We start from the raw sequence: 24,384 nt of genomic DNA on the forward strand, positions 1-24,384 counted from the left end.
AGAAGCCGCACGACGCGACGAATCATGAGGATCGAGTCTTGACTGAGCAGCTTCGACTGATGGCCGTGCACGCCCACCCCGACGACGAGTCGAGCAAGGGCGCGGCCACGATGGCCAAGTATGTGTCCGAGGGGGTGGACGTGCTGGTCGTGACCTGCACGGGAGGCGAGCGCGGCTCCATCCTCAACCCCAAGCTCCAGGGCGACGCCTACATCGAGGAGCACATCCACGAGGTCCGCAAGAAGGAGATGGACGAGGCCCGGGAGATCCTCGGCGTCAAGCAGGAGTGGCTCGGCTTCGTCGACTCCGGCCTTCCCGAGGGCGACCCGCTGCCGCCGCTGCCCGAGGGCTGCTTCGCGCTGGAGGACATCGACAAGGCCGCGGGGGAGCTGGTGCGCAAGATCCGTGCGTTCCGTCCTCAGGTCATCACGACGTACGACGAGAACGGCGGTTACCCGCACCCCGACCACATCATGACCCACAAGATCTCGATGGTGGCGTTCGAGGGCGCGGCGGACAGCGAGACGTTCCCCGAGTCCGAGTACGGACCGGCGTACCAGCCGCAGAAGCTCTACTACAACCAGGGCTTCAACCGCCCGCGCACGGTCGCCCTGCACGAGGCGCTCCTCGCGCGCGGCCTGGAGTCCCCGTACGGGGAGTGGCTGGAGCGCTGGAAGGAGTTCCAGCGCGCCGAGCGCACGCTGACCACGTACGTGCCGTGCGCCGACTTTTTCGAGGTCCGCGACAAGGCGCTGATCGCGCACGCGACGCAGATCGATCCGGACGGCGGCTGGTTCCGCGTGCCGATGGAGATCCAGAAGGAGGTCTGGCCGACGGAGGAGTACGAGCTGGCGAAGTCGCTCGTCGATACGTCCCTCCCCGAGGACGACCTCTTCGCGGGCATCCGGGACAATGCCTGACATGAGCGCAAGCGCAAACCTCGCCCTGACGCACGTCGCCACCCTCGCCAAGGAGCTCGACGAGAACAAGGTAACCCCCGGTGTCCTGGGCTTTCTCGTGTTCGCGGCCCTGGCGGTCGGTGTGTGGGCCCTGATGAAGTCGATGAACCGGCACATGGGCCGCGTGAACTTCGAGGAGGAGCCGGAGCCGACGCGGGAGTCCGCGACGCGTAAGCCGGCGGGCGGCTCGGCCTGACGGCCCGCGCCCGGCCCCGCGGAAGCCGGGCCGGGCGCGGTGCTCGTTCGCCGGGCGGGACCCGCTGCTGCTTCGTCGGCAGCTCCCCGCCGCCGGCCGCGGCACGCCCTGCGGGCGTGTCCTCAAGCGCCGGACGGGCCGGGGTGGCATGGCCGCAGCCGTTCCGTTGCTGCGGCCCACCCGCGGCGCGGTGCCGGCTCGCCGCCGACAGCGGCGCTCGGAGCGCGGGCACGGCTGCGCCCAGGGCCCGTGCCGTCGCGTTGGCGGCTTCCCGCCGCGGGGTGCGGCACGCCCCGCGGACGTGTCCACACCCCGGCCCGTCCGGCGCTTTCGCGACTCACTTGCGGGCGTCGACGGGGACGCCCATCACCTCCCGCGCGTGGCGGGTCGGGACCAGGCCCAGGTGCCAGGCCTGCCAGCCGTCCTCCAGGCGGACGCCGCGGTCCAGCATCACCGTCAGCGCCTCCGCGCAGTCCTCCAGCTTCGCGTCCCTGAAGGCGTGCGGGGACGCCATCAGTTCGGCCAGTTCCTCCTGCGCCACCACCGTGCCGACCTCCGTCCCGCCCGGGGACGCGTACGGCAGCAGCGTGCAGCGCAGGAACGCCGCCCAGTCCGCGCCGCGACGGTCCTCGTAGGACGCGAACAGCTCCGCCGCCTCGTCGCACAGTGCCAGCGCCTGCGGGGCCCGGTTGTTGCCCGCGTCGATCAGGGCCAGCTCCAGGCACGTCCATGCCTCGCCGTGGGCGACCTTGATGCGGGCGAAGTCCGCGCGGGCGTCCATGAGCAGCTGCCGGGCGAATCCCGAGTTGCGCAGGTTGCCCGTCTGCGCCGCCCGCTGGTCGCGCGTGACGCGGCCCGAGTGGTGGCGCGCGCAGGCCAGCCCGTACACGTCCCGCATCCGCGAGAACATCGTCCGCGACCGCTCCAGCTCGCGCACCGCCTCGTCCCGGTCGCCGCGTTCCTCCAGGGATTGGCCCAGGTAGTACAGGGTCCACGCCTCGCCGCGGGCGTCCTCGTTCTCCCGGTGAAGGGACAGCGCCGCCCGCAGCTCGTCCACCGCCGCGCCCGGATCGCCGTCCACCAGCCGGGCCCGCGCCAGCTGGGTCAGCGCCCACGCCTCGCCGCGGTCGTCGCGGGTGCGGCCGTACAGGTCGAGCGCCGTGCGCAGCGCCGCCTCGGCGTCCGCGACGTCCCCCATCCGCAGGCACACCTGCCCCAGCTGGAACTGCGTCCACGCCTCGCCGTGCAGCGACTCCCCCTCGCGGTGCAGCCGCAGCGCGGTCTCCAGCAGCCGCAGCGCCTCCGCCAGGTTGGCACGGTCGCGTTCCACCGCGGCCAGGGCGTGCAGTGACCACGCGCGGTCCTCGGCCTGCTCGGGCGAGGACTGCAGCTCGATGGCCTCGTGCAGTCTCGCCGCCGCCTCCGTCAGGTTGCCCTGGTGGTGCAGCGTGATGCCGAGCGAGCACAGCGCGAGTGCCGCGCCCGCGTCGTGCTGCGCCTCCCGGTACAGGCCGACGACGGACGACAGCGTCGTCCGCGCCTTGTCCAGCTCGCCGAGCTGACGGGCGGCGATACCCGTACGCCAGCGCACCGAACGCTCCAGCAGCCCCTGGTCCACGGCCTGCGACAGTTCCGTGAGCTCGCCCAGGCGGTACAGGTCGCCGCGCAGCAGGCAGTAGTCGCACAGCGCGCCGAGCAGCCCGAGCACGGCCTGCTGGTCGACGCCCTCGGCGTGCCGCAGCGCGGAGGTGATGAAGCTCGACTCGTCGTCGAGCCAGCGCAGCGCCGCGTCCAGTGACGCGAAGCCGTGCGCGCCGAACTGGCCGGCCCGGGTCGACATCTTCCCGTCGACCATGCGGATCACCGCCCCGGCCAGGTCCGCGTAATTGCCGATCAGCCGCTCCTGCGCGGCCGTGCGGTCCTTCTGGTCCTCCTCGTCCAGCAGCCGGGCCCGGGCGAAGGCCCGCACGGCGTCGTGCAGCCGGTAACGGCTCGCCCGTACGTGGTCGACGAGCCCCGCCCGCGCCAGCGTCGCGAGCAGCCGCTGCGCCTCCTGCTCATCCGCGCCGAGCAGCGCCGCCGCGGCCGCCGCCCCGAGCGAGGCGCGCCCGGCCAGCGCCAGGCGGCGCAGCAGCCGTCGTGCCTGCTCGGACTGGTCGGTGTACCGCAGCCACAGGGCACGCTCCACCGGGTCCACCGGCCCATAGGCCCCCAGGTCCGCGGCCAGCCGGTCCGGGCTGCGCTCGCCCAGGGACGAGCCTGCGATCCGCAGCGCCAGCGGCAGCCCGCCGCACAGCTCGCGGACCGCGTCGGCGGCCTGGGCGTCGTACGGCGCAGCCGAGGGCTCCGCGGCGACGGCCCGCAGCAACTCGTCGGCGCCCGCCGCGTCCAGGGCCTCCACCGGGAGCCGGTGGACCCAGGCGGGGACGTCGTCCGGCAGCTCCAGCGGGTGGCGCGCCGTCACCAGCACCAGGCTGTCCGAGCGCTCCGGCAGCAGCGTCCGCACCTGCTCGGCGTCGCTCGCGTCGTCGAGGACCACGGTCACGGGCAGGCCCGTCAGATGCTGGTGGTACAGCTCGCCGAGCCGCCGCACCTGCTGCTCCGGCGACGACCGCTCGCGGAACAGCAGCTGCTCGCGCGGCGCGCCCAGTCGGTTCAGCAGGTGCAGCAGCGCGTCCCGCGTGGACAGCGGATGTCCGCTCTCGCCGCGCAGGTCCACCACGCACGCGCCCCGGAACTGGTCCTTGAGATGGTGCGCCGCCCGCACCGCCAGGGTCGTACGCCCCGAGCCGGGGTCGCCGTACAGCACGACGACCGTCGGCCGTGTCTGCGTCGACGCGCGCGCCGCGTGCACCCACTGGGCGATCTGCGTCAGCTCCTCGCGTCTCCCCGCGAACGGACCGTCGGGCTGGGGGAGATGAGCGAACGACTGCTCCAGCACCGATCTGCGGCGCGCCGCAGCGCTGCGGTCGGCGCCGCGCAGCTGCGGTGCCGCCGCGGCCTTCTTCGCGGGCCGCACCGCCGAGGCCAGCATCCGCTGCTGGTCCAGGAACGGGCGGATGCCCCGTACCTCCAGCGCCGTCAGCCACTGCAGGCGCAACTGCTCCACGCCGCCCGGCTGCCCCGCCGCGCCCGCCCTGCGGTGCGCCGCCGGCCAGTGCGACGCGGTGACCTTGGCGACCGTGGTCGCGGCCCCCGCGACCGCGACGACGGCCCCCGCGCCGAGCGCCGTGCCCGCCGCCGTGCCCAGCGCGACGTCCGCGCCGATCGCCGCGACGGCCGCGACCGCCGTCACCAGCGCGGGCGTCGACAGATTCCGCCTGCTGAACCGCTCGGAGAGCGCCGGATGCCCCGCCTCGGCCTCCGCGACGGCCTGCTCGTACGCGGCATACTCCTCGGCGGCGCTCGCGGCCATGCCGTCCAGCGCGGCCTGTCCGCGGGCGAGCAGGACCGGGCCGTCCGTCCGTCCCCCGGTCCGCCGCACCTCTTCCTCGACGGCGCGGCCCAACAGCCGCTCCGCTTCCGCCCGGTGGCTGTCGCGCATGTACGTGTCCCCCTCGAAGAGCTCCGGTCCCGTTCCGGTCCCGTACCCAGCTGTTGCGCCGTCAAGTGTCCTGTGTCCGGGCGGCGGACGGGAGGGGGTGCGGCTCATCGGGGGCGGGAGCAGACGGTGTCTTCCGGTCGCCGGTCGGTCAGCGGGGAGTCCCACAGCCGTACGCCGGCGATACGGGCGGGTGCTGCTCGGCTGGGCGTCAGGGGCGTCCGCGCCGTGGCGGGGCAGCGCGGCCCGCCGAGGTGCGCAAGGATTGGAGCATGCCGAACCGACTTGCGCACGCCACGTCCCCCTACCTCCTCCAGCACGCCGAGAACCCCGTCGACTGGTGGCCCTGGTCGGACGAGGCCTTCGACGAGGCGCGCAGGCGGGGGGTGCCGGTGCTGCTGAGCGTCGGGTACTCGAGCTGCCACTGGTGCCACGTCATGGCGCACGAGTCGTTCGAGGACGATGCCACGGCGGCCGTGATGAACGAGCACTTCGTGTCCGTGAAGGTCGACCGAGAGGAGCGGCCCGACGTCGACGCCGTCTACATGGAGGCCGTACAGGCCGCGACCGGGCAGGGCGGCTGGCCCATGACCGTGTTCATGACGCCGGACGGGGAGCCGTTCTACTTCGGTACGTACTTCCCGCCCGCGCCCCGGCACGGTATGCCCTCCTTCCAGCAGGTGCTGGAGGGCGTCACCGCCGCCTGGCGGGACCGGAGGGACGAGGTGACCGAGGTCGCGGAGAAGATCACCCGCGACCTCGCCGGACGCTCGCTGGCCCACGGCGGCCAGGGCGTGCCCGGCGAGGAGGAGCTCGCCCAGGCGCTGCTCGGGCTGACCCGGGAGTACGACGAGCGGCACGGCGGGTTCGGCGGCGCCCCGAAGTTCCCGCCGTCGATGGCGGTGGAGTTCCTGCTGCGCCACCACGCCCGCACCGGTGCCGAAGGGGCGCTGCAGATGGCGGCCGACACCTGCGAGGCGATGGCGCGCGGCGGGATCTACGACCAGCTCGGCGGCGGATTCGCCCGGTACTCGGTGGACCGCGAGTGGGTGGTGCCCCACTTCGAGAAGATGCTCTACGACAACGCGCTGCTCTGCCGGGTCTACGCCCACCTGTGGCGGGCCACCGGCAGTGACCTGGCGCGTCGCGTCGCGCTGGAGACCGCCGACTTCATGGTGCGCGAACTGCGCACGGCAGAGGGCGGTTTCGCCTCCGCACTCGACGCGGACAGCGACACGCCCGACGGCGGACACGCCGAGGGCGCGTTCTACGTCTGGACGCCCGCGCAGCTGCGCGAGGTGCTCGGCGACGCGGACGGCGAGCGGGCCGCCGAGCTGTTCCGGGTGACCGAGGAGGGCACCTTCGAGGAAGGCGCCTCCGTGCTGCAGCTGCCCGGCGCCGAAGCCGGTCCCGAGCTGCGGGCGCGGCTGCTCGCGGCACGGGAGCAGCGGCCCCGGCCCGGCCGGGACGACAAGGTGGTGGCCGCCTGGAACGGGCTCGCGATCGCCGCGCTCGCCGAGACGGGCGCGTACTTCGACCGCCCGGATCTGGTGGAGCGGGCCACGGAGGCCGCCGACCTGCTGGTGCGGCTGCACATGGACTTCTCGGCCGGCGGCGTACGCATGCACCGCACGTCCAAGGACGGCCGCGCCGGCGCCAACGCGGGTGTCCTGGAGGACTACGCGGACGTCGCCGAGGGCTTCCTCGCGCTCGCCGCGGTCAGCGGGGAGGGGACCTGGCTGGAGTTCGCCGGGTTCCTGCTGGACATGGTCATCGACCGGTTCAGGGAGGAGGGCGGGGCGTTCTACGACACCGCCCACGACGCCGAGCAGCTGATCCGCCGGCCCCAGGACCCCACCGACAGCGCGGCTCCCTCCGGGTGGTCCGCGGCGGCCGGAGCCCTGTTGTCGTACGCCGCCCACACCGGGTCCGAGGTCCACCGCACCGCCGCCGAAGGCGCGTTGGGCGTGGTCAAGGCACTGGGTCCCCGGGCGCCGCGCTTCATCGGATGGGGGCTCGCGGTGGCGGAGGCGCTGCTGGACGGGCCGCGCGAGGTGGCGGTCGTGGGCGCGCAGGGCGACGCGCACCGCCACGAGCTGCACCGGGTTGCGCTGCTCTCCACGGCCCCGGGCGCGGTCGTGGCGGCGGGCGAGGCGGACGGGGAGGAGTTCCCGCTGCTGCGGGACCGTCCTTTGGTGAACGGCAGCGCGGCAGCCTACGTCTGTCGCGCGTTCGTGTGCGACTCGCCCACCACAGACGCAGCAGAACTGGGCCGAAAACTCACCCACTGAACATCGTCGGCCACATATGACGTCGTCGGCCACATTTATCGGGCGGGCGGCGGAATGAAACGTACCGCCCCTATGGTCCGTACGACCAGTCGGACCACCCGACGCGTGCACACGGGGAATTGACGCACGCCGGGGATTTTCTTGTGTGCGTCGTACGGCCAGGGGGTCCTTTGCCGCGACGCAGGGGGCCAAGGGGGGCTCGTGCTCATACCGGTGTTCGTTGTTGCCATTTCCGTTGCGCTGTTCTGGATGGCGGCGTTCACGCTGTGGTGGCAGATGCATGCCTGGCGCACGCCGGAGACGCTGGCGTCGACCCGATTCGACCGGCCCGACGGCCGTGGCGGACTGTCCTTCTCACTGCTCCTGCCCGCCCGCCACGAGCAGGCGGTGCTGGAGCACACCATCGAGCGGCTGCTGGAGTCCAGCCACACGAACTTCGAGATCATCGTCATCGTCGGCCACGACGACCCGGAGACCACCGCCGTCGCCGAACGGGCCGCCGACCGTGACCCGGTGCGGGTACGGGTCGTCACCGACACCCACGAGGTGAAGAACAAGCCGAAGGCGCTGAACACCGCGCTGCCGCACTGCCGCGGCGACATCGTCGGGGTCTTCGACGCCGAGGACCAGGTGCACCCGGAGCTCCTCGCGCACGTCGACCACGCCTTCACGACCACCGGCGCGGACGTCGTCCAGGGCGGGGTGCAGCTGATCAACTTCCACTCCAGCTGGTACAGCCTGCGCAACTGCCTGGAGTACTTCTTCTGGTTCCGCAGCCGGCTCCACCTGCACGCCCAGAAGGGCTTCATCCCGCTCGGCGGCAACACCGTCTTCGTCCGCACCACCGTGCTGCGCGAGGCCGGCGGCTGGGACCCGGAGTGCCTGGCCGAGGACTGCGACCTGGGCGTACGGCTGTCGTCCGTCGGCAAGAAGGTCGTCGTCGCCTACGACAGCGACATGGTCACCCGCGAGGAGACTCCCGGCTCGCTGATGAGCCTGCTCAAGCAGCGCACCCGCTGGAACCAGGGCTTCCTTCAGGTCTACCGCAAGAAGGACTGGAAACAGCTCCCGAGCCGCGGGCAGCGGATGCTCGCCCGCCACACCCTGATGACGCCGTTCTTCCAGGCGTTCTCCGGAGTGATCATCCCGCTGAACGTCGGCATCGCGCTCTTCCTCGACGTTCCCGTCGGGATCGCCATCGTCACCTTCCTGCCGCTGATCACGGCCATGGTCACGTTCGTCTTCGAGGTCGTCGGACTGCACGACTTCGGGGTGCAGTACGGCCTGCGCGTCCGCCTCGTCCACTACGTCAAGCTCGTCGTCGGCGGCCCGTTCTACCAGGTGCTCCTGGCCGGCGCCGCGGTGCGCGCGGTCTGGAGGGAGCAGCGCGGCCGCAACGAGTGGGAACTGACCCGCCACGTCGGCGCGCACCTCACCGGCCCGGCCGAGACCCGTGAGGAGGCCCGCCGGTGACGACCATCGTGCCTCCCGTGCCCGAGGCCCCGGAAGCCGCCGCCGTCACCGTGTCCGGTCCGCGCACCGCACCGGCGGCGTCCGGTTTCGTCCGGCCCGTCGTACGGTTCCGCAGCTCGCGGCCCGATCTGCTGCTCTGCGCCGCCCTGTTGTGCGTGATCATGGTCGTCCAGGGCTGGAACATCACCCACTTCCCCGCGCTCAGCGACGACGAGGGCACCTACCTCGCCCAGGCGTGGGCCGTCCAGCAGGGCGACGGACTCGGCCACTACACGTACTGGTACGACCATCCTCCGCTCGGCTGGATCCAGATCGCGTTCCTGACCTGGATCCCGTCGCTGATCGCACCCGAGTCGATGACCGTCGCCACGATGCGCTTCGCGATGCTCGTGGTCAGCGCGGTGTGCGCGGTGCTGCTGTACGTGCTGGCACGCCGGCTCTTCCTGCCGCGCTGGGCGGCGGGGCTCGCGATGCTGCTGTTCGGCCTCTCGCCGCTGGCGGTCGTCCTCCAGCGGGAGATCTTCCTCGACAACGTCGCGGTGATGTGGATGCTCCTGGCGTTCTGCCTGGCCGCATCCCCGAGCCGCCACCTGTGGCACCACTTCGCCGCGGGGCTCGCGGCGGCGACCTCGGTGCTCACCAAAGAAACGATGCTGCTGGTGCTGCCCGCGCTGCTGGTGACCATGTGGCGGCACAGCCACCGCGACACCCGCAAGTTCGCGGTGACCGGCGGGATCACCGCGTGCGTGCTGATCGGCCTGTCGTACCCGCTGTACGCGCTGCTCAACAGCGAGCTGTTCCCCGGCCCGGGCCATGTGTCGCTGATCGGCGGGATCACGTACCAGATGAGCCGGCCCGGCTCCGGCTTCATCCTCGACGAGGGCTCGGGCTCGCACGGGGTCCTCACGTCCTGGCTCTACTACGACACGGTCCTGCCGCTCGGCGGACTGGCCGGCGCCGCGCTGCTGCTGCTCACGCTGCGCTGGTCGGTGACGGCGCGGGCGCTGGCCGGCCCCGCGCTCGCGGTCGCGATCCTCGCGGCGGTGGCGATGCGCCCGTCGGGCTACCTCCCGGCGATGTACGTGATCCAGGCGCTGCCGTTCCTCGCGCTGGTCCTGGCAGGCGGCGCGGCCAGCGTGGCCCACGCGGTGCTGCGCCGGCCCGGGGGGCGTTTCAAGCCGCGGAGTGACTGGAATGTGCCGGACCGCCTCGTGAGAGGCGCGCGCATCGGCGTGGCCGCCCTGCTCGCGCTGGCCGCCACCGCGTACATCGCCCCCCGCTGGTACGACGGAAACCGCACCGCCCTCACCGTCGACGCCAACGCCCCCTACCGTGCCGCGGCCGCCTGGCTCCAGGACGAGGTGGACGACCCCGCCCGCACGAGGGTGCTCGTCGACGACGCCCTGTGGCTGGACCTCGTGCACGACGGCTTCACGCCCGGCACCGGCGCCATCTGGTTCTACAAGGCCGACCTCGACCCGGCCGTCACGAAGACCCTGCCCGGCGGCTGGCGGGACATCGACTACGTCGTCTCGTCCCCGACCGTGCGACGTGACGCGGTCGACCTGCCCACCGTGAAGTCCGCTCTGGAGCATTCGACGCCGGTCGCCGTGTTCGGCGAGGGCGAGGACCGTATCGAGATCCGCCGAGTCGGCCAGATCGCTGGAGGCCAATTGTGACCACCCCCCGTACGGATGCCGGGGAACTCGGCGACCCGGAGCTGAGTGCTGCCCAGGTCCCCGAGCCAGGCGCCGTCACCCTCGTGATCCCGACCTTCAACGAGTCCGGAAACATCCGCGAGTTGCTCCGCCGGCTCACCGAGTCCGTCCCCTCCCGGATGCCCTGCGAGGTCGTCTTCGTCGACGACTCGACCGACGACACGCCCGACGTGATCCGCGCCGCCGCTCAGGACTGCCCCTTCCCGGTCTCCGTACTCCACCGCGACGAGCCGGCCGGCGGGCTCGGCGGCGCCGTCGTGGAGGGCATGAAGCAGGCGGGTTCCGACTGGATCGTGGTCATGGACGCCGACCTGCAGCATCCGCCCGCGCTCGTACCGGAGTTGGTGGCGGCGGGGGAGCGGGCGTCGGCCGACCTCGTCGTCGCCAGCCGGTACATCAGGGGCGGCAGCCGCGAAGGTCTCGCCGGGGGCTACCGCATCGCCGTCTCCCGCGGCGCGACATGGCTGACCAAGGGCCTGTTCCCCGGGCGGCTGCGCGGCATCAGCGACCCGATGAGCGGCTTCTTCGCCATCCGCCGCAGCGTGGTGACCGCCGGCGTCCTGCGGCCGCTCGGCTACAAGATCCTGCTGGAGCTGGCCGTGCGCTGCCGGCCGGAGACGGTCGCGGAGGTGCCGTTCGTCTTCCAGGACCGGTTCGCCGGCGAGTCCAAGTCGACGGCCCGGGAAGGGATGCGGTTCCTCGGCCACCTCGTCGGGCTGCGCACCGCGTCGCGCGTGGCACGGATGATCGCGTTCGGCCTGATCGGGCTCACCGGCTTCGTACCGAACCTGCTGGCACTGCACCTCCTGACCGCTGCGGGCATGCACTACCTGCCGGCCGAGATCGTGGCCAACCAGTTCGGGGTCGTCTGGAACTTCCTCCTCATCGAGGTGCTTCTCTTCCGCGACCGCCGCCGTCACCGGCACTGGGCGGACCGCGTCTGCCGGTTCGTCCTGCTCGCCAACGCCGATCTGCTGCTGCGCATCCCGCTCATCGCCCTGTTCGTCGGCCGGCTGGACATGGCGGTGCTGCCCGCGACCGCGCTGGCGCTGCTGACCACGTTCGTGCTGCGGTTCGCGGCGACGGAGGCGCTGGTCTACCTGCCGCGCAGGAGGAACGCACCGGGTGCCGCCCGACCCGGCGCACGCGTCAGCCCCTGACAGAGAGCCGCACGGAAGGAACGGACCTCATGCCACCACCATTTCGGAACTCGTCCCCGCGCAGACGCCGCACCGCCCTGCTCGCGGTCGGCGCCATGACCACGGCCCTGCTCGTCTCCGCGCCGCAGTCGGCGCAGGCGGGCCCGCCCAACCTGATCTCCAATCCCGGCTTCGAGACGGCCGGCACCGGCGACATGCCGGCCTGCTGGTCCAAGTCCGGCTGGGGCGACAACGACTTCTCCTTCGAGACCGTCGCCGACGCCCACTCCGGCTCGAAGGCGATGAAGGTCTCGCTGACGCGCCGCGTCGACGGCGACCGCAAGGCGCTGATCACCGAGAACACGACCTGCGCGCCGACGGTCACGCCCGAGAGGCAGTACGACCTCTCCCTCTGGTACAAGTCCACGACTCCCGACACGTCGATCACTCTCTTCCGGCGTGACACGACGGCGGGCTGGCAGTACTGGACCGACCTCAAGACCCTGGACATGAGCGCCGGTTACCAGCGCGCCGAGGTCCGTACCCCCGCCGTCCCGCCCGGCACCGACAAGATCGCCTGGGGTGTGTCGGTGTACGGGACCGGCTCGGTCACGACCGACGACCACGTGATGGAGGAGGTGTCCGTCCCCGCGCCCGCACCGCAGTGCACGGGCACCCCCGAGGAGTGCCTCAAGGGCCGCTGGGACGTCCTGCCCGTGAAGAACCCGGTGCGCTCCATGCACTCGGTCGTGATGCACAACAGCAAGGTGCTCGTCATCGCGGGCTCGGGCAACGACCCGGCGCAGTTCGCGGCGGGCACGTTCACCTCCGCGGTGTACGACCCGGCGAAGGGCACGTTCCGTACGATCCCCACGCCCGTCGACATGTTCTGCGCGGGCCATGTGCAGCTCCAGGACGGCAAGATCCTGATCATGAGCGGCAACAAGGGCTATCCGTCCGCCGACGGGAGGATCGGCTACCAGGGCCTGAAGGACTCGTTCGTCTTCGACCCCGAGACCGAGACCTACACCCGTACGAACGACATGCACGACGGCCACTGGTACCCCTCGGCGACGATCCTCGGCAACGGCGACGTCATCTCCTTCGGCGGCCTGAAGCAGGACTCCACCGGCAACGTGACCGCCGAGAAGTTCTCCGCCGCGCAGAACAAGTGGCTGCCGATCAACGAGGTCAAGCAGACCTGGTCGTACTGGGGCCTGTACCCGTCGATGATCCTCATGCAGGACGGCCGGCTCTTCTACTCCGGCAGCCACACCTTCGGCAACGGCACGCCCGGCACCGGCGCCTCCATCTACGACTACGAGGCCAACACCGTCACCGACGTCCCGGGCCTGCAGGCCAAGGACGTGCGTGACCAGTCCGCCAGCGTGCTGCTGCCGCCCGCGCAGGACCAGCGGGTGCTGACGATGGGCGGCGGCAACATCAACACGAATCCGGCCGCCAACCGGTACACCGACATCATCGACCTCAAGCAGCCCGACCCGGCCTACGTGCACGGACCGTTGCTGCCGCAGGGCGAGGTCGACCAGGGCCAGGGACGGCGTCCGCAGACCGGCGCCGAGGGCAAGATGTACGTCTCCGCGGTGCTCCTGCCGGACGGGAAGGTCTTCGAGACGGGCGGCGCGCTGCACGACCGTGCCGACCCGGTGTACGAGGCGTCCTTCTTCGACCCGGTGACGAACACCTACGAGGCGGGCCTCGCGACGGACCCGGTCCCGCGCGGCTACCACTCGTCGTCGTTCCTGCTCCCGGACGGCCGGGTGATGTCGGTCGGCGACAACCCGGGCAACGGCACGTACAACCACAACGTGTCCCTCTACACGCCGCCGTACCTGCTCAAGGGCGCGCGTCCGCAGATCACGTCGCTGATCGACGGGGAGTGGACGTACGGCGACACGCAGCGGATCACGGTGGACCGCCCGATCGCCAAGGCGGAGCTGATCCGCCCGGCGGCGGTGACGCACTCGTCCGACCCGAACCAGCGCTTCGTGGACCTGCCGATGACCGTCGACGGCAACAACGTCGACCTGAACGTCACCAGCAACCCGAACCTGGCGCCGCCGGGCTGGTACATGCTGTTCGCCGTCGACGCGAACGGGGTGCCGTCGGTGGCGAAGTGGGTGCGCCTCGGTGGCCCGGCGGCGATGGCCGCGGACGCGCCGTCGGCACATGTGCACTCCTTCGCCGACGCGCCGGCCAAGGCGCCGAGGAAGCCGCTGGAGAAGCGGAGTTCGGCGCCGGTGAGCGCGCAGATCGCGGGATGCGACCGGCACTACGGGAGTGCGGGTGTCTGCGTGCCGACCGTCTTCCCGAAGACCGTGGGGCGGACGACGGCGGCACGCTGCGCGTGGCTGAAGGCGCACGACTACGGCCGGCTGACGGTGAACGGCGCGGACGACCCGCTGCGCCTCGACCCGAACCGGGACGGGGTGGCGTGCGGAAAGGGGACATGAGGCGGTAACGGGGATCCGCCGCGGTCCGGGGGCTGCTGCCCTCGGACCGTCCGGCCGAGAGGACCACGCGCGGTCGTGCCACCGCACTCCCTTGCCCGACCCGCGCTAGTGGAGGCGTACCCCGCCCTTCAGCGCCCGCAGCGTACGGTCGGTCAGCTCGACCGGATCGTCCTGGTGACCGTGCTCCGCCCAGTGGAGGATCACCTCGCGCAGCGCCGCCAGCACCGTCGCCGTGAGCACCCGTACCTCCAGGTCGTCGCGGTGACGCCCGGTGCGGTCGGCCACCGCGTGGGCCAGCAGCCCGCCGGTGGTGGCCAGGTTCTCGGACATCCGGGCGCGGACCGCCGGGATCTCCGCCATCAGCCGCGTGCGCTGGACGAAGTCCTCGCGGTCGTCCTCGACGACGGTCCGCACCGCGTCCGTCACGACGGCCCGCAGGGACTCCAGGGCGTCCTCCCCGGTGTCGGGCCTCGCCCGCAGCCGCTCCTCCAGCGCCGGGCCGTATGCGTCGCCGACGACGATGTCCTCCTTGGCGGGGAAGTAGCGGACAACCGTGGACGCGGACACCTCCGCGGCCGCCGCGATCTGCTCGATCGTCGTCGCGTGGTACCCCTGCTCGGCGATCAGGCGGTACGCGGCGCGGCGGATCGCGGTCCGCGTCTTGAGCTTCTTGCGCTCACGCAGGCCCGGGCGCGGCTCGGCCGGCCTCACGAGTGCTGGTACGCCACCAGCGAGATCCCCACGTAGTGGACGATGAACGCCGCGAGCGTGAGGGAGTGGAAGACCTCGTGGAAGCCGAACCAGTGCGGTGAGGGGTTCGGGCGCTTCATCCCGTAGATCACGCCGCCCGCGCTGTAGAGCAGCCCGCCGACGATGATCAGCACCAGGACGGCGACCCCGCCCTCCCGCAGGAAGTCGGGCAGGAAGAACACGGCGGCCCAGCCCATCGCGATGTAACAGGGCGTGTACAGCCAGCGCGGGGCGCCGACCCAGAACACCCGGAAGGCGATGCCCGCCAGCGCCGCCGCCCACACCGCCCACAGCAGCACCCGGCCGGTGGAGTCGGGCAGCAGGAGCAGGGTGAGCGGGGTATAGGTGCCCGCGATGATCAGGAAGATGTTCGCGTGGTCGAGCCGGCGCAGTACGGCGGTGGCCCGCGGTCCCCAGGTGCCCCGGTGGTAGAGCGCGCTGACGCCGAACAGCAGGCAGGCGGTCAGGACGTAGATCGCGCAGGCTACCCGTCCGCGGGTCGAGTCGGCGAGCGCGATGAGGACCACGCCGGCGATCAGGACGGCGGGGAACATCCCGGCGTGCAGCCAGCCTCGCAGCCTCGGCTTCACCGGCGGTGGGTCCATCTCCGTCACTTCGGGCGAGGCTGCAGTCATGCCCGGCATGTTACCTACGCGCCCGTAGGTAACGGGACGGAGTGGCCATGCTCACGCATCAGTGGCCATGCTCACGTGAGGGGCCCTCTGGACATATGGGCACTCGGGACCGATGATCAGATGAGTGCGGTCGGCACCGGATGAGCGCCAGCCACAAGTAGGCCGAAGCATCCGGGTCGCAGCCCCCACGGGGCAACAACCCATATCCCCTCATTTAGGAGCGATCGTGGCGCGCGACATCGCGGCTCCCCTGCCCACCAACCACCAGAAACTGATCGCCTGGGTCGACGAGATCGCGGCGATCACGCAGCCGGACGAGATCGTCTGGTGCGACGGCTCGGAAGCCGAGTACGACCGGCTGTGCGAGGAACTGGTGGCCAAGGGGACCTTCAGGAAACTGGACCCGATCAAGCGCCCGAACTCGTACTACGCCGCGTCCGACCCCACCGACGTCGCCCGCGTCGAGGACCGCACCTTCATCTGCTCCGAGAAGGAGGCGGACGCCGGCCCGACGAACCACTGGAAGGCCCCGGCGGAGATGAAGGAGATCTTCGCTGGGGAAAAGGGGATCTTCCGCGGCTCGATGAAGGGCCGGACGATGTACGTCGTCCCCTTCTGCATGGGCCCCCTGGGTTCGCCGCTGTCCGCGATCGGCGTCGAGATCACCGACTCCGCCTACGTCGCGGTCTCCATGCGCACCATGACCCGCATGGGACAGCCGGTCCTCGACGAGCTCGGCACCGACGGCTTCTTCGTCAGGGCGGTCCACACGCTGGGCGCGCCGCTCCAGGAGGGCCAGGAGGACGTTCCGTGGCCGTGCAACTCCACCAAGTACATCTCGCACTTCCCCGAGACCCGTGAGATCTGGTCGTACGGCTCCGGCTACGGCGGCAACGCCCTGCTCGGCAAGAAGTGCTACGCCCTGCGCATCGCCTCCGTCATGGCCCGTGACGAGGGCTGGCTCGCCGAGCACATGCTGATCCTCAAGCTGACCCCGCCGCAGGGCGAGTCGAAGTACGTCGCCGCCGCGTTCCCGTCCGCCTGCGGCAAGACGAACCTCGCCATGCTGGAGCCCACGATCTCCGGCTGGACGGTCGAGACGATCGGCGACGACATCGCCTGGATGCGCTTCGGCGAGGACGGCCGTCTCTACGCGATCAACCCCGAGGCCGGCTTCTTCGGAGTCGCGCCCGGCACCGGCGAGCACACCAACGCCAACGCCATGAAGACCCTGTGGGGCAACGCGGTCTTCACCAACGTCGCCCTCACCGACGACAGCGACGTGTGGTGGGAGGGGATGACCGAGGAGGAGCCGAAGCACCTCACGGACTGGAAGGGCAACGACTGGACTCCGGACTCGCAGACCCCGGCCGCCCACCCCAACGCCCGCTTCACCGTCCCCGCGTCGCAGTGCCCGATCATCGCGCCGGAGTGGGAGGACCCCAAGGGCGTGCCGATCTCGGCGATCCTCTTCGGCGGCCGCCGCGCCTCCGCCGTCCCGCTGGTGACCGAGTCCTTCGACTGGCAGCACGGCGTCTTCCTCGGCGCGAACGTCGCCTCCGAGAAGACCGCCGCCGCCGAGGGCAAGGTCGGCGAGCTGCGCCGCGACCCGTTCGCCATGCTGCCGTTCTGCGGCTACAACATGGGCGACTACATGGCCCACTGGATCAAGGTCGGCAAGAGCGCGGACCAGTCCAAGCTGCCGAAGATCTACTACGTGAACTGGTTCCGCAAGAACGACGCGGGCAAGTTCGTCTGGCCCGGCTTCGGCGAGAACAGCCGCGTCCTGAAGTGGATCGTGGAGCGCCTGGAGGGCAAGGCCGAGGGCGTCGAGACCCCCATCGGCATCCTGCCGACGCGTGACGCGCTCGACACCGAGGGCCTGGACCTGCCCGAGGAGGACCTCGACTTCCTGCTCAAGGTCGACGCCGACGTGTGGCGCGAGGAGGCCGCCCTGGTCCCCGAGCACCTCAACACCTTCGGCGACCACACGCCCAAGGAGCTGTGGGACGAGTACCGCGCGCTGGTTTCCCGCCTGGGCTGAGCCGTTCCCGGCCGGGGCCCCCGTACGACGGCGTACGGGGGCCCCGGCCTTTCGCGTCCGACGCCGGTCACCGTTGACGAAGACGGGCGGATCCCCGTGACTCGCGCGAAAGAGCGTGATGGCCGGGGTGAGTGAGATTCTGCTCGTCACCACCCCTGGAGACCCGTACCCGTTCCGCCGGTTGCTCGGAGACGGAAGACAACTGGCCCTGCGACTGCAATACATGGCGCAAGAGCGTCCGCAAGGAATCGCCCAGGCTCTTGTTCCGGCTCCGGGAACTGGCCCAGCCGCTGCGCAGGAGTGGTTACGGCAACTATCCGTTGGGACTTTTGGAGGACTTCCTATACTCCGTCATGCCCCATGGATCGACCGGATCGTATCGAGAAGAACTGCTGCGCACAGGACCGGGCGCTCCTGCGCGATGAAGGCCGAGCCCGGCCGGGAATTCAGTGCATGGCCGCCGCCCGAGTGATCTTCGTCCTGCGACGCGGGGCGATTCGCGGTAATTCGGTCCGACGAGAGCAGAATCCTCCTGTCCGTAGCCATCGGCGACGTGACACGCATGCGTACCGAGCGCGCTTTCTCGAGTGCGTGCGCCTGCGGAGTGGTCACTTCAAGTCTCATGAGAAAGGTTCTCTGGTGAGCCGTAGAACGATCCGAAGTTCCCGCGTGAAGTCAGCCACGATGGTTTCAGCGGGTGCGCTTGCCGTGGCGCTCAACGTTGTCCCGAGCACGCATGCCATTGCCGACGCGATTCACAGGTCCGGCACCGAACAAAGCGTGGGGCTGCCGGGCCCGAACGGTGCCACGAGTGCTGACCGCGACAAGGACAACAACAAGGGCGACAGGGGCCCGCGGGGTCCCCGGGGCTTCCAGGGTCCCCAGGGCTTCCAGGGCGTCCCGGGAATTCCGGGCGTCCAGGGTCCCCAGGGTGACGCGGGCGGTCCTCCGGGTGATCCGGGTGAGCAGGGTCCCCAGGGGGTCCAGGGCGCGCCGGGTGCGCAGGGTGCCCAGGGTGCCGACGGTGCCGATGGTGCCCAGGGTGTGCAGGGTGCGCAGGGCGCCGACGGTGCCGATGGTGCCCAGGGTGTGCAGGGTGCGCAGGGCGCCGACGGTGCCGATGGTGCCCAGGGTGTGCAGGGTGCGCAGGGCGCCGACGGTGCCGATGGTGCCCAGGGTGTGCAGGGTGCGCAGGGCGCCGACGGTGCCGATGGTGCCCAGGGTGTGCAGGGTGCGCAGGGCGCCGACGGTGCCGACGGTGCCCAGGGTGTCGCGGGCGCGGCGACGCTCGACGCCTACACCGTTGTCGGCGCCCCGGGCACCCAGTCGACTGCTCTGTGCCTCGGCAACGACGTCGCCACCGGTGGCGGCTTCCAGGGCAGCATCTCCGGCATCATCGTCGACCAGAACGCGCCCGTCCCCGGTACGCAGGGCAGCGTGGCCACCGGGTGGCAGGTCACCCAGGCCGTAGAGGCCCCCATCGGTGCCCAGGTCACCGCGTTCGCGATCTGCCACGACGTGTGACGCCTCCCTGGTGAGCGGTGGTGCGGCACGGACCGTCCGACTCACCCGGGAATCACTGACGGTGCCCGCGAGGCTTGCTCCTCGCGGGCACCGTCCGCATGCCTGTCTGCGTCCGCGGCGCGTCCAGGAAGGAAATCGGAGAACCATGCGCATCCTGGTGACCGGCGGCGCCGGCTTCATCGGTTCGGAATACGTCCGCCGGCAGCGGAATGCGGATCCCACGGCTCGGGCCACGGTCCTCGAGAGGGCGGAACTGTGATGACCACGCGCTGGCTCGTGACCGGTGCGGGAGGGATGCTCGGCCGGGACGTGCTGGCGGAGCTCACCGCCGATCCGGACGCCGTGGTGACGGGAGTGGGGCGTGACCAGCTCGACATCACCCGACCGACGGCCGCGCACGCCGCCGTCGCCGGTCACCACGTGGTCGTCAACTGCGCCGCCTGGACGGACGTCGACCGCGCCGAGGAGGCCGAGGCGGCGGCCACGGCCGTGAACGGCACAGGCGTCCGCCACCTGGCGCGCGCCTGCGCGGGCAGTGGAACGATCCTGCTGCACGTGTCCACGGACTACGTGTTCTCGGGTGACACCCGCGAGCCGTACCCCGAAGACGCACCGACCAGGCCCGTCAACGCGTACGGGCGGGGCAAGCTGGCGGGGGAGCAGGCAGTCGCCGAGCTGCTGCCGCGCAGCGGCTACGTCGTGCGCACCGCTTGGCTCTACGGCGCGCACGGACCCAACTTCGTGGCCACGATGCTCGAACTCGCCGCGCGCCGCGAGACCCTGGACGTGGTGGCCGACCAGTACGGCCAGCCCACCTGGTCCCGCGCGCTCGCCCGGCAGCTGGCAGCCCTCGGCCGTGCCGCACTGGCCGGGCGGGCCCCGGCAGGCATCTACCACGGCACGGCGGCCGGCCACACCACGTGGTACGGCCTGGCCCGGGAGACCTTCCGGCTGAGCGGCCTCGATCCCGGGCGGATCCGCCCGGTCGGCTCGGCGGTGTTCCCGCGCCCCGCCACCCGACCGGCATTCGGTGTGCTCGGGCACGGCAGTTGGCCGCGTACCGGCCTTGTGCCCCTCCCACAGTGGGACGCCCAACTGACCGCGGCCCTGGACACGCCCGCCTTCGCCGCCCTGGCCGCTGCGGCGCGGACGGGTGGCTGATGTTCTGCTGACCTGGCCCTTGAAGCAAAAGGCGCCCGGCAGGACCGGACGGTCCCGCCGGGCGCCTTGTCGTGTACCGCCTATACCAGCAGCGGTCCGCCGCACCGCTCGGCGCCGTCCTTCATGGCGATGAGATTCGCCACCACGTAGGAGATGTCGTTCTGGGAGTGCCAGTCGGTCGGGTAGTAGGTGACCAGCCGTGACTTCTGGAACCGGGCCTCGATCTCGGGCACGAACGCGCGGTACTGGTTGTCCGTGTAGTACCAGAAGGAGTTCTCGTTGTAGAAGGCGACGTGTGTGGGGTCCTGGTAGGCGCCCCGGCCGTCGGAGCTGGGGGTCATGGTGAGGAGCATGCCCCCGGGTGCCAGCAGTCGGTACAGCTCGTTGATCAGCGGCACCTTCGCGGGCACGTGCTCGAGGAAGTCCACGGCCCGCATCAGACCGACGGAGTTGTCGGGCAGGTCCAGCTTGTCGGGCAGGGTCGCGACGATGTCCACGCCCTCTCCCGCGTACTGGTCCACGCCCAGGTAGCCGGGCGGCTTCCGGTGGGCCGCGCCGAGGTCCAGCGCGAGCAGTCCGCGGCGCTGGGTCCAGGCGAGGGCGTTGGCCTCGATGTACTTGTCGTACAGGGCGACCGTCTCGCGCTGGATGTGTGCGTTGATCTCCGGGTCGCGCTGGGTGTTCGCGGGGTGGATCCGCTGGAGGTACAGGCAGCGGGGGATGTGGTGGAAGTCGCCGACATGGAAGAGACGACACATCAGGTCCTGGTCGTCCAGGACCGTACGGGTGGCGTCGTACCCGCCGACCTTCTCGTAGGCGTCCTTGCGGAACGCCCGCACGTGGTTGGGCGCGTACCAGATGTAGGCGACGTTGTGCGGCGTCGGTTCCATGGACTTGGCCGCCAGCAGCTTGCGGCCGTCGACGCGGACCTCCTCGTACTGCCAGCCGTGCGTCGCGTTGAAGCGGGTCTCCTCCCGCTTCCCGTCCTCGGTGATGTGCGCGGTGTTGCTGTAGACGAAAACGGCGTCGGGATGTGCGTCGAATGCCTTGCCGAGCTGCGTCAGACAGGCCTTTGCCAGGAGATCGTCGTGGTCGAGCTCCACGAGGATCTCGCCGCGGGCAAGTTCACAGGCCCTGCGCTTGGCCGCTCCGACACCGCGGATCTCGTCCGCGATCTCCACACGGACACGCTCGTCCGGTCGCTCCGGCCGCCACCGGGCGCCGTTGTTGAGCACGACGATCCACTCCCAGTCCGAACAGGTCTGCGCCTGCAACGTCGCCAGGCACTCATCGAGAAAACGCGGCTGGTGGCTGGGGGTGAAGACGGAGAACCTCGGTGTCGCAGTCGACGTCATCTGGTACCTGCCTGGCTCGATGTCGGTGAGGGTGAGGGACTTACGGAATCCTTGAAGGCTTCCGGCAGTTGGGAATGCAGCGAGGGATCGGCCGCAACGGCACGACGGAATGAAGCCGCGGCCTCTTCGTCGCGGTCCTTCTTCGCCAGGATGTTCCCGATGTGCAGATGGGCCGTGGCCGCGTTCGGGTTGGCGGCAACGGCACGCTTCAGGAGTGTGAGAGCTCTGTCGGGCTCACTCGATTTCAGCAGCAGCGCCTGATTGAAGAGAGCCGACGTGAACGACGGATCGATCTTCAGCGCCTTGTCATAGGCGGCACGGGCATCAGCCGTCCTGCCGTCCTGCTGCGCGAGGACCCCCAGGTTGTACCAGGCGTGTTCGCTGCCGGGGTCCAGTTCCAGCACTCGCCTGTAGGTACGGGCCGCCCCGTCGTAATCCTCGTACTTCCCCTGCAAAATGCCGGCCTGCAAAAGCGCTTGCGCCTCCACGGTCTTCCGGGTCGCTGACGCGGCCTCGGATTCCGGGGCGGCGGCCGACTGGGACTGAATCGCCCAGATGACGCCCCCGGTGGCAGCCGCCGCCGTTACGGCGAGCCCTGCCCACAATCGCCTACGTTTCACTTGGTCACATCTCATGGAGTCGGTGAGGGAGGGAATGGACCTGGCTGACTCAGGTGGCTGACATGCAGGAGCCCGTGGGCGGTGCGGGCGATACGGAGTCCGAACCACCGTCATGCTCACCAAAGTTACGAGGTGGCCCTTATGCCGCCGCTATTCGTCGGGGACTTAGGGCGTACAGTCCACCCGAATGTACGCATCAGAGGTGCGGTGCGCGGGCGCGGAAGTCAATGAACATCCGCCCGTCGCCGGGGCCTTGGCCTCGCCCCTTCGGCAATTCGGCATCGACGAAAAGGCCGTTGCCGTTGTCGCCCAGGGCGATGCCCCGTGGCCGCATACGTATTGTCGCGCAGTGTTTTGATCACGACAGGGCGCGCTGCGGATGGTGAAGATTGCCTGAGTCCCGGTCGTTTCGGAGTCGCGACGACGTCTCTGCGACGTGAAGGCGGCCCCGACGTCGTCGTGCATCCGCCGCACGCTCTCCGGCGCACCCGTCGGGCAAGAGCCGGTCATTCCGCCGGTGCGGGGAGAGGACCCTCGAGGGAAGCGAGGCGCCGAACGCCCAGCAGTTCGACGCGCCGGAGGTGGCCGAGGGCGGGTGACCGGCTCAAGACCAGTTCGGCTGCCGGGGCCGGCCCGGCCCGTCGGATGTGGGCAGCGGTCGCCGTACCGTGCCCGGTCCGAGGGGGCTGTCGGGCAGCGATGAGGGCAGGCAGGCTCACGCGATGTCTCGGGTGGCACCCGGTCCGCGCGCCTCCTTCGGCACGCGGACCGGGGCCGTCAGGGAGCGCCGATCAGCTGCGTGTCGCGCAGCGCGGCGGTGTGCGCGTCCATCCGCTCGGCGGCGAGGATCGCGGCGGCCGTGTCGGCGCGGGACGCGGCGACCACCAGGGCGCGGCCCGCGAGAGCGTGCGCGCGCTGGTGGAGCGCGGTGGCGTCGGCGTGGGTCAGCGCGGCATGCCGGGCGGGCGGCGCGCCGCGCAGCCGGGACACCTGGGCCGCGATGGCCTCCGCCGCGGTGTCGAGACCGAGCTCGTCGGTGACGGCGAGGAGTGCGGCGAGATGCCCGGCGAGCTGGATGTCCAGCTCCTCCTCGCGGCTGCGGTGCGGGTACTGCGCCTGGTCGGCCATCGAGTGGACCGACTTGGTGCGGATCGGCTCGTACATGGATGGCCTCCTGCTCACGGTCAGGAGACCATCCTACATTGGATTCAGTCTAAAGTTGAGCCCGATCGGGACTTTGTCAGCTGCATGCGGTGACGGAGCCGGACTTCGTCATCTGCCCGTCGTGCTCAGTGCTGGCTGTAGCCGCCCAGGAAGCTGCCGATCCGGCCGACGGCATCCGCCAGGTCCTTCGCGGACGGCAGCGTCACGATGCGGAAGTGATCCGGTTCCGGCCAGTTGAAGCCCGTCCCGTGCACCACCATGATCTTCTCGGCCCGCAGCAGGTCGAGCACCATCTGACGGTCGTCCTTGACCTTGTGGACCGACGGGTCGAGCCGCGGGAACAGGTACAGCGCCCCCTTCGGCTTCACACAGGTGACTCCGGGGATCTGTGTCAGCAGTTCGTACGCGGTGTCGCGCTGCTCCAGCAGCCGCCCGCCGGGCAGGACCAGCTGCTCGATCGACTGCCGTCCGCCGAGAGCCGTGGCCACCGCGTGTTGTGCGGGCATGTTGGCGCACAGCCGCATGTTGGCGAGGATCGTCAGGCCCTCGATGTACGAGGAGGCATGCGCCTTCGGCCCGCACACCGCGAGCCAGCCGGAGCGGTAGCCCGCGACCCGGTAGTTCTTGGAGAGCCCGTTGAAGGTGAGCACCAGCAGGTCGGGGGCGATCGCGGCGGTCGGCGTGTGGGTCGCCCCGTCGTAGAGGATCTTGTCGTAGATCTCGTCGGAGCAGACGACAAGACGGTGCCGCCGGGCGATCTCCGTGAGGCTGCGCAGCATCTCGTCGTCGTAGACGGCGCCCGTCGGGTTGTTCGGGTTGATGATCACGATCGCCTTGGTGCGGTCGGTGATCTTGCGCTCGATGTCCGCGAGGTCGGGCATCCAGTCCGACTGCTCGTCGCAGCGGTAGTGCACGGCCGTGCCGCCGGACAGCGACACGGACGCCGTCCACAGCGGGTAGTCGGGCGCCGGCACCAGCACCTCGTCGCCGTCGTCGAGCAGCGCCTGCATCGACATCTGGATCAGCTCGGAGACGCCGTTGCCCAGGTAGACGTCCTCGACGTCGAGGTCGATGCCCTTGGTCTGGTAGTGCTGCATGACCGCGCGGCGGGCGGACAGCAGCCCCTTCGCGTCCCCGTAGCCGTGCGCACCGCCGACGTTGCGCAGGATGTCCTCGAGGATCTCCGGCGGGCAGTCGAATCCGAAGGCGGCGGGGTTGCCGGTGTTGAGCTTGAGGATGCGATGACCTGCTGCCTCGAGCCGCATCGCCTCCTCGAGGACCGGGCCTCGGATTTCGTAACAGACGTTTGCGAGCTTCGTGGACTGGATCACCTGCATGAC

General features: G+C 70.7%; 18 protein-coding genes. 10 read left to right on the top strand and 8 right to left on the bottom strand.

Going from position 1 to position 24,384, the window contains the following annotated elements:
- The first annotated feature begins 38 nt into the window (after positions 1-38).
- Positions 39-920: a mycothiol conjugate amidase Mca gene (gene mca, locus HW130_RS25950; RefSeq protein WP_177152129.1), complete on the top strand. Its 882-nt coding sequence runs from the start codon at positions 39-41 to the stop codon at positions 918-920.
- Entirely contained in the window at positions 913-1,155 is a 243-nt protein-coding gene (locus HW130_RS25955; RefSeq protein ID WP_177152130.1) for a hypothetical protein, read from the top strand. Before mca ends, HW130_RS25955 begins: the two co-directional genes overlap by 8 nt.
- Before the next feature lie 337 nt (positions 1,156-1,492).
- On the opposite strand, the gene HW130_RS25960 is transcribed toward HW130_RS25955, so the two are convergent.
- The gene (locus HW130_RS25960) at positions 1,493-4,699 is read right to left on the bottom strand and encodes a tetratricopeptide repeat protein (protein ID WP_177152131.1); all 3,207 of its coding nucleotides are present in this window, start codon (positions 4,697-4,699) and stop codon (positions 1,493-1,495) included.
- A 269-nt stretch (positions 4,700-4,968) separates the two neighbouring features.
- Between HW130_RS25960 and HW130_RS25965 the strand changes: the two genes are divergently transcribed.
- The 5 genes from HW130_RS25965 to HW130_RS25985 all read left to right on the top strand — a co-directional run bounded on the left by HW130_RS25965 (position 4,969) and on the right by HW130_RS25985 (position 13,791).
- On the top strand, positions 4,969-6,987 hold the full coding sequence (locus HW130_RS25965) for a thioredoxin domain-containing protein (RefSeq protein ID WP_177152132.1): 2,019 nt from the start codon (positions 4,969-4,971) through the stop codon (positions 6,985-6,987).
- A 201-nt stretch (positions 6,988-7,188) separates the two neighbouring features.
- On the top strand, positions 7,189-8,460 hold the full coding sequence (locus HW130_RS25970) for a glycosyltransferase (RefSeq protein ID WP_177152133.1): 1,272 nt from the start codon (positions 7,189-7,191) through the stop codon (positions 8,458-8,460).
- Positions 8,461-8,510: 50 nt separating this feature from the next.
- Positions 8,511-10,139, top strand: coding sequence for a glycosyltransferase family 39 protein (locus HW130_RS25975; RefSeq protein WP_309140581.1), 1,629 nt, complete (start codon positions 8,511-8,513; stop codon positions 10,137-10,139).
- Positions 10,136-11,338, top strand: a complete 1,203-nt coding sequence (locus tag HW130_RS25980; RefSeq protein WP_177152134.1) for a glycosyltransferase — start codon at positions 10,136-10,138, stop codon at positions 11,336-11,338. The genes HW130_RS25975 and HW130_RS25980 overlap by 4 nt, the downstream gene beginning before the upstream one ends.
- A gap of 95 nt (positions 11,339-11,433) precedes the next feature.
- The gene (locus HW130_RS25985) at positions 11,434-13,791 is read left to right on the top strand and encodes a galactose oxidase-like domain-containing protein (RefSeq protein ID WP_177152187.1); all 2,358 of its coding nucleotides are present in this window, start codon (positions 11,434-11,436) and stop codon (positions 13,789-13,791) included.
- Positions 13,792-13,896: 105 nt separating this feature from the next.
- Here HW130_RS25985 and HW130_RS25990 read toward each other — a convergent pair whose 3' ends face one another.
- Both HW130_RS25990 and HW130_RS25995 read right to left on the bottom strand, forming a co-directional pair.
- Positions 13,897-14,502 carry a TetR family transcriptional regulator gene (locus HW130_RS25990; RefSeq protein ID WP_177152135.1) on the bottom strand — a complete coding sequence of 202 codons (606 nt, stop codon included), beginning with the start codon at positions 14,500-14,502 and terminating at the stop codon, positions 13,897-13,899.
- Complete coding sequence (locus tag HW130_RS25995) at positions 14,499-15,176, bottom strand: hemolysin III family protein (protein WP_177152136.1); 678 nt, start codon at positions 15,174-15,176, stop codon at positions 14,499-14,501. The genes HW130_RS25990 and HW130_RS25995 overlap by 4 nt, the downstream gene beginning before the upstream one ends.
- 226 nt (positions 15,177-15,402) lie before the next feature.
- Between HW130_RS25995 and HW130_RS26000 the strand changes: the two genes are divergently transcribed.
- The gene (locus HW130_RS26000) at positions 15,403-17,220 is read left to right on the top strand and encodes a phosphoenolpyruvate carboxykinase (GTP) (protein WP_177152137.1); all 1,818 of its coding nucleotides are present in this window, start codon (positions 15,403-15,405) and stop codon (positions 17,218-17,220) included.
- 118 nt (positions 17,221-17,338) lie between these two features.
- Entirely contained in the window at positions 17,339-17,692 is a 354-nt protein-coding gene (locus HW130_RS37075) for a hypothetical protein (RefSeq protein WP_375256588.1), read from the top strand.
- A 218-nt stretch (positions 17,693-17,910) separates the two neighbouring features.
- On the opposite strand, the gene HW130_RS35420 is transcribed toward HW130_RS37075, so the two are convergent.
- On the bottom strand, positions 17,911-18,735 hold the full coding sequence (locus tag HW130_RS35420; protein ID WP_218183983.1) for a hypothetical protein: 825 nt from the start codon (positions 18,733-18,735) through the stop codon (positions 17,911-17,913).
- A 267-nt stretch (positions 18,736-19,002) separates the two neighbouring features.
- On the opposite strand from HW130_RS35420, the gene rfbD reads away from it, so the two are divergent.
- Positions 19,003-19,905 carry a dTDP-4-dehydrorhamnose reductase gene (gene rfbD / locus HW130_RS26015; RefSeq protein ID WP_177152139.1) on the top strand — a complete coding sequence of 301 codons (903 nt, stop codon included), beginning with the start codon at positions 19,003-19,005 and terminating at the stop codon, positions 19,903-19,905.
- An 80-nt stretch (positions 19,906-19,985) separates the two neighbouring features.
- Here rfbD and HW130_RS26020 read toward each other — a convergent pair whose 3' ends face one another.
- The 4 genes from HW130_RS26020 to HW130_RS26035 all read right to left on the bottom strand — a co-directional run bounded on the left by HW130_RS26020 (position 19,986) and on the right by HW130_RS26035 (position 24,381).
- Positions 19,986-21,260 carry a glycosyltransferase gene (locus HW130_RS26020; RefSeq protein ID WP_177152140.1) on the bottom strand — a complete coding sequence of 425 codons (1,275 nt, stop codon included), beginning with the start codon at positions 21,258-21,260 and terminating at the stop codon, positions 19,986-19,988.
- Positions 21,257-21,748 (bottom strand): tetratricopeptide repeat protein, encoded by a 492-nt coding sequence (locus HW130_RS26025; RefSeq protein WP_177152141.1) that lies wholly within the window; start codon positions 21,746-21,748, stop codon positions 21,257-21,259. The genes HW130_RS26020 and HW130_RS26025 overlap by 4 nt, the downstream gene beginning before the upstream one ends.
- Before the next feature lie 909 nt (positions 21,749-22,657).
- Entirely contained in the window at positions 22,658-23,044 is a 387-nt protein-coding gene (locus HW130_RS26030; RefSeq protein WP_177152142.1) for a hypothetical protein, read from the bottom strand.
- 125 nt (positions 23,045-23,169) lie between these two features.
- Positions 23,170-24,381 (bottom strand): pyridoxal phosphate-dependent aminotransferase, encoded by a 1,212-nt coding sequence (locus HW130_RS26035; RefSeq protein WP_177152143.1) that lies wholly within the window; start codon positions 24,379-24,381, stop codon positions 23,170-23,172.
- Between the last annotated feature and the right edge of the window lie 3 nt (positions 24,382-24,384).

Origin of the sequence: Streptomyces sp. PKU-EA00015, from assembly GCF_013387495.1 — a bacterium.
Classification (GTDB): Bacteria; Actinomycetota; Actinomycetes; order Streptomycetales; family Streptomycetaceae; genus Streptomyces.

Coding starts and splice junctions, on each gene's coding strand:
- HW130_RS25965 (WP_177152132.1), top strand. CDS start 4,969: ATGCCGAACCGACTTGCGCACGCCACGTCCCCCTACCTCCTCCAGCAC.
- HW130_RS26030 (WP_177152142.1), bottom strand. CDS start 23,044: ATGTACGAGCCGATCCGCACCAAGTCGGTCCACTCGATGGCCGACCAG.
- HW130_RS26020 (WP_177152140.1), bottom strand. CDS start 21,260: ATGACGTCGACTGCGACACCGAGGTTCTCCGTCTTCACCCCCAGCCAC.
- HW130_RS25960 (WP_177152131.1), bottom strand. CDS start 4,699: ATGCGCGACAGCCACCGGGCGGAAGCGGAGCGGCTGTTGGGCCGCGCC.
- HW130_RS37075 (WP_375256588.1), top strand. CDS start 17,339: ATGGCCGGGGTGAGTGAGATTCTGCTCGTCACCACCCCTGGAGACCCG.
- HW130_RS25995 (WP_177152136.1), bottom strand. CDS start 15,176: ATGACTGCAGCCTCGCCCGAAGTGACGGAGATGGACCCACCGCCGGTG.
- HW130_RS25985 (WP_177152187.1), top strand. CDS start 11,434: ATGACCACGGCCCTGCTCGTCTCCGCGCCGCAGTCGGCGCAGGCGGGC.
- rfbD (WP_177152139.1), top strand. CDS start 19,003: ATGACCACGCGCTGGCTCGTGACCGGTGCGGGAGGGATGCTCGGCCGG.
- HW130_RS26035 (WP_177152143.1), bottom strand. CDS start 24,381: ATGCAGGTGATCCAGTCCACGAAGCTCGCAAACGTCTGTTACGAAATC.
- HW130_RS25955 (WP_177152130.1), top strand. CDS start 913: ATGCCTGACATGAGCGCAAGCGCAAACCTCGCCCTGACGCACGTCGCC.